At 36.1% G+C, this 4,884-nt stretch carries 7 protein-coding genes; all 7 read right to left on the bottom strand.

The window, feature by feature from the left end:
- Positions 1 to 216, bottom strand: a 216-nt coding sequence (locus ACR2F7_RS03475; RefSeq protein ID WP_432712202.1) for a hypothetical protein, incomplete at its 3' end; no start/stop codon positions are given.
- Positions 217 to 460: 244 nt separating this feature from the next.
- On the bottom strand, positions 461 to 1,195 hold the full coding sequence (locus tag ACR2F7_RS03470; protein WP_432712201.1) for a DUF4202 domain-containing protein: 735 nt from the start codon (positions 1,193 to 1,195) through the stop codon (positions 461 to 463).
- Positions 1,196 to 1,374: 179 nt separating this feature from the next.
- Positions 1,375 to 2,433, bottom strand: coding sequence for an acyltransferase family protein (locus ACR2F7_RS03465; RefSeq protein WP_432712200.1), 1,059 nt, complete (start codon positions 2,431 to 2,433; stop codon positions 1,375 to 1,377).
- Positions 2,434 to 2,700: 267 nt separating this feature from the next.
- A complete protein-coding gene (locus ACR2F7_RS03460) occupies positions 2,701 to 3,096 on the bottom strand; it encodes a hypothetical protein (protein WP_432712199.1) in 396 nt (131 codons plus the stop codon).
- Between the two features lie 278 nt (positions 3,097 to 3,374).
- The gene (locus ACR2F7_RS03455) at positions 3,375 to 3,614 is read right to left on the bottom strand and encodes a hypothetical protein (protein ID WP_432712198.1); all 240 of its coding nucleotides are present in this window, start codon (positions 3,612 to 3,614) and stop codon (positions 3,375 to 3,377) included.
- A 373-nt stretch (positions 3,615 to 3,987) separates the two neighbouring features.
- Positions 3,988 to 4,599, bottom strand: a complete 612-nt coding sequence (locus ACR2F7_RS03450) for a porin family protein (protein ID WP_432712197.1) — start codon at positions 4,597 to 4,599, stop codon at positions 3,988 to 3,990.
- Positions 4,596 to 4,884, bottom strand: a 289-nt coding sequence (locus ACR2F7_RS03445; RefSeq protein WP_432712196.1) for a hypothetical protein, incomplete at its 5' end; no start/stop codon positions are given. The genes ACR2F7_RS03450 and ACR2F7_RS03445, both read right to left, overlap by 4 nt.

The raw sequence follows: 4,884 nt of genomic DNA, 5'->3' as shown, positions 1-4,884 counted from the left end.
AGCCATATTAAACAAAGATTTTCCAACCAATAGACTATCACGGCTGGTTAAGGCTACTTTATTGTAATAGTAAAAAGCGCTATCATAACGAACCTCATCATAAAAATCATTTGCCTTGTTATATTCTTTCAAAAGGTCTTTTTCTGGCTCTTTTTCCTGTTTAGCACAGGAAAATAAAACCAGACAAACATAAACTAATGCTAACAGATTTTTCACGCAACTAAATTACTTATTTATTAAGTAAAAGGCGGGGGAAAGCTAAACTTTCTTCAGGAGAGGTATTTTCATGAAAATATAATCAATTGCCCTTTAGATACGCCTGGTTAGGTTACCATGAGCCGAATGACGAATAGCTTGCTTTTATAATAAGCTATATTTAACTGAACTGCCTAATAACTGAATTACCTTAATTTATGTATTATAGATAATTTCAATTATCATTTACATCTTTATCAATTTTCTAAATCAAACTAAGCGCCGACCTTACATGTGCCAACCCTTCTTCCGAATAATTTAATGTCAACGCAAACTGATGGCCCACCTCATCCATCTTTAAAAGCGATTTCCTCAGAATATTAACCACTTTTTCTGCATCATGAAGCGGATGAAAAGCTTCATATTGATAGGCTAAAAACACCAGGCAAAGTGCATTTTCCATGGTCTGCACATCGCTGTCTTGTTTGATTTTTTTCTTGAGGATAATTTGCTGAACCCTGTCAATTTCCTCTTCATGATAACCTGATTCCTTCAGTATTTCAGCAGCTATTTGAGCATGGTGATGTGCAAGATCACGCCTCCATTTCAGATATGATTCCCTGCCCAGTGGATAACTGTCGCGAGGAATTTCCCAGCGGCCAATATGCTGACTTCTGGAAGCTAATAAAAGAGCCTCACCGGCTGCGGGATCTATTTTAACCACCCACTCATGTAACTTTAAGGACAGAAAATATTCCCGCGGATAGCTTATTCCATCCCACAAAATCGAATTTGGATCCTTTTGATTATAGGCGTCAAACTTTTCAAAGGCTAACTCTTGTCTGTTTATATTTTCCATGCGTTTATAATTCTTGAAATCAGGGGTTAAATCCAGGTTTACGGATTGAAATTTAGCAATAAAAATGGTAACGCCATTAATAACCACAGCAATAGGGCATGAAAAAAGGCTTTCCCATAACAGGATAGCCTTCTCATGCATTAATAATTAACAAAAATTACTTCTGGAATGCGTAACTTAATAAGCACTGTTTTGGGACGGATTTGAGCCCATCGAAAATACGCTCTATTTTGACACCCGGAAAAAAACAATTTTTGCACCAGAAATCAACCAGATACAGGACATCTTTAAAAACGAATTGGTAAGGACGGTATAGCCCATTATCCCTTTAACTTGTTTCTTTTTTGATTGAGGTATTTGCGGACAGGCAAATCGTAAATAACCATGACCAAATAAGCAAAGCCAACCAATAGGAGGGTGCCTGTAATGATGATCACGACCAGTTGTGGCGTTGCCGGTTTGTGGGTATTGTAATAATTATAAAATATCCATAAGGCCGCATAATGAGTCATGTAGAGCGGGTAAGATATTTTTCCTGAAAAATCACAAAGCTTTTTAAAGCGTTCAGAAAGTTGAGCACCAGCACCTAAAGCAACCAATAGGGGGAAATAAATAAGTACCGTTAACAGCTGGGATAACCAGCTCCACGACGTATAGGGCACCAGAAAAGCCAGGAGCAATAAAATGGAAAGTCCGGCAAAGCCCAGTTTGTTATTGATGATCCAGTTATAACGATAAATCAGCAAACCGGCTAAAAAAGAATATAAAATACGGGCGCCACCATCCCAAAAGTTTTCTCCAGCCCAGCCACCTAATAGATTACCTGCTCGGTAGCCTATAAAGCAAAGTAACCCCGCTGCAATAAAAGTAAAAATAAGGAGTGCCTGTCGCTTAATTTTATACAATCCTAAGGCATAAAAAATATTAGCGATATATTCCCAGAATAACGACCATGAAGGGGCATTAAGCGCAAAGTTGTTAAAGGACCGTTCTGCCATTACTGGATAAGGAATCATCAGCATAGAACACAGGAAAATTAAAAAGAGCTTGCCCGTACCATAAGCTTCAGCATAACTACTGAAAGGATCAAACAAAAAGGCTAATAAGCCAAGTACAGCGCCTACAATCACCAAAGGTTGAAGCCTGATGAGCCTTGATTTAAAAAACTCCAGCCAACCCATTTTTTTAATGCGGTCGTCATAAGCATAGGCAATCACGAAGCCCGACAAGCAGAAGAAAAAATCTACTGCTAAAAACCCATGCCCTATAAAGTTCTGATCGGGCACATAAACCATTTCCATAAAATGGAACACCACGATGGCTATAGCCGCCACCCCTCTTAATCCATCTAGAATTTCAAAGTGCTTTTTACTTTTCAAGAATTAGTTTTTTATTGCCTGTATCCTGTATTTCCATATTCAAATATAATAAAACTAGACACTCTACTAGCACAAAGCTTATGAAAACTTGAATATTGAATTTGTTTGCCTTTTTATTTCTCGTTATATTTAAGGTAGAAAGTGGTGTTTTTTTAACTAGGCTATACACCTTGTTTTAAAGGGATAAAGACATGGAATTTTAATAAGTTTTTTTGATTTAAAAAATGTCTATTTTGCCTAAAACATCAATTGGCATTGCCACCATCTCTAATTATAAACTCTTCTATCGGAAGTAAATATTATCGGCCCAACGTATTCAAGTCTTCTTTTTTCCTCATCCTCAATGGGACCATAAAACATGTTGGCCAGTTTATCATCAATCCATGCATCAATCACTCTTGGGTTTTTATCTTTTGATCCAAGGATGATTACTGCAAGCGGGATGATAAATTTGACATACTTATTTTTACCTATTAGCCTTCGATAATCGTACTTTGTTAATTCATTAATGCCCAAAATCCTGTCAGATACAGATGGGTTGCTTGCAATTACAACAGGTTTAAAATCATTTTTGCTATCAACCGTGATTTGTATATTACATGTGTACAATGCAGTTGAGTCTTCAAATAACCTAGTGTTCAGGTTCTTTGAAACAAAGTTCATGAGAGCAACTCGTTCTTTATGCGGGATTTGGCTATGTGCTTGGAATTCTATGAAAAAAAAAGCAGTAGCAGTTAGAATTTTTATCAGTCGCATTTTGGTTGTCCTTTAGTTGATAATAAATAAGCAATCCCTGTATCCTGAATTTCTGTTTTAGACGCATAGGTAATTCCTACCTCAAATGCGTTCGCAATCATATAGGCATTAGTTGCCATTACACCTTGCTATGCAATTGAAGCAGCATCTTCGAGTGAAATATAATATAAACCAGTCAAATAATTTCACATCGGGGCTATATAGTCTTTAGCCAATGTAGCATGATCACGGGGTGCAAGATCTTGTCTACTATTTGGCTTTGTTTGCAAATAGGCGTGTATTACCTCAAAAATGATTAAACCAGTAATAAATTTCCTACTGGCCTTTTTGAGATTAGAATCATTAAATGATATAGAGACGTCAAAAGTTGCTGTTGTTCCTTGTTTAATGAATTGACCGGTTGTTTGTGCATCAGCTGATTCCAAATGGTTGTGTTTAGTGTTGCTGTATCAACAAGGATAGGAAATTATAGGTAATTATACAAATGACAGACCTGTGCACTCGCTGATTTGGGAGGGAGTTGTTATTAACTGAAAGTTAACCGTTTCCTATCCTGCAGCTATTAGTTTCCATATCCTTCGTAGGGCGTTCATAGGGCCTTTGTATGGCCTTCCTATATCGAACGATATACAAAGGCCCTGCCATTGCCCTCTTAAGGATAACTTAATAATACATTAATTATTAGTTGACAATAATTTGTAGTCAACGTGAATTTAATAAAAATAAAAAGCCGCATCATTTTTCAATGACACGGCTTCTTGGGTAAATAGTATTTAAAACTAAACTTCGCTCTTCGAATTAGAATTTATATCCAAATCCAAGAGAAATAACCTGGTTTTTGTATTCTGGAGTTGAAGTAGTTCCATTTTCATTGTTCTTTTGGAAATCCAATGCATAACGTGCATGGAAATCAATATTTTGGTTGATGTCGTATCTTAAACCAAGAACACCACCAAACAAGCTTTTCTTTAAGTTGTCTGAATTGTTATTTACTTCGTTCTCAATTGTACCTAAATCATTTTTAAATTTGTTTTTAGTTGAAGTTAAAAATGAAACCTGCGGACCAACAACAACGTTTAAGCCTGTTCCAGCTAATTTAATGCTCGCTAAAATTGGAATATCAATAAAACTAGTGGTTTGTGTGTATTCGCCAAAGCCAGAAGTTAATTTATAACCTTTAGTAGAGTATAAAGCCTCTGGTGTAAAAGCAATGCTTTCAGATAGAGGGATATCAACGGTAACACCTACATTAAAACCTGGGTTAATTTTAGTGTCAAAATTATTGTTTCCATTTTCTTTAATGATGTTCGATAAATTCAATCCACCTTTAATACCAAATCTAATTGGGCTTTGAGCATGTACAGCTCCTGCTAAGAATAGGCCTGCGGCCAACATAAATATCTTTTTCATATAAATTTCAATTTAATTACATCAACCCCTTTGAAATAAATGTGCCAATAAAGTATCATCGTTGGCCTTAAATATAATTTTATAGGTGTTCTGTATTGATTATCAGGGTGTTCTATGCTTTTTGTGTTATTTTTTTGAGGTGTACCAATTTTATTCAATTGTATTAGATTTGATACAAAGCGAGAAGTATTAGGCTGGCATATTAAGCGTATGACTGCAAAAACGGCATCGAATGCACTATCTATCTTCAACACCTGCAACCAGAAGTTCAGGAATGAAGCCTTT

This window comes from Pedobacter sp. (assembly GCF_045628745.1).
In the GTDB taxonomy this organism is placed as follows: domain Bacteria; phylum Bacteroidota; class Bacteroidia; order Sphingobacteriales; family Sphingobacteriaceae; genus Pedobacter.
This window is presented reverse-complemented; position numbering and strand designations above follow the sequence as displayed.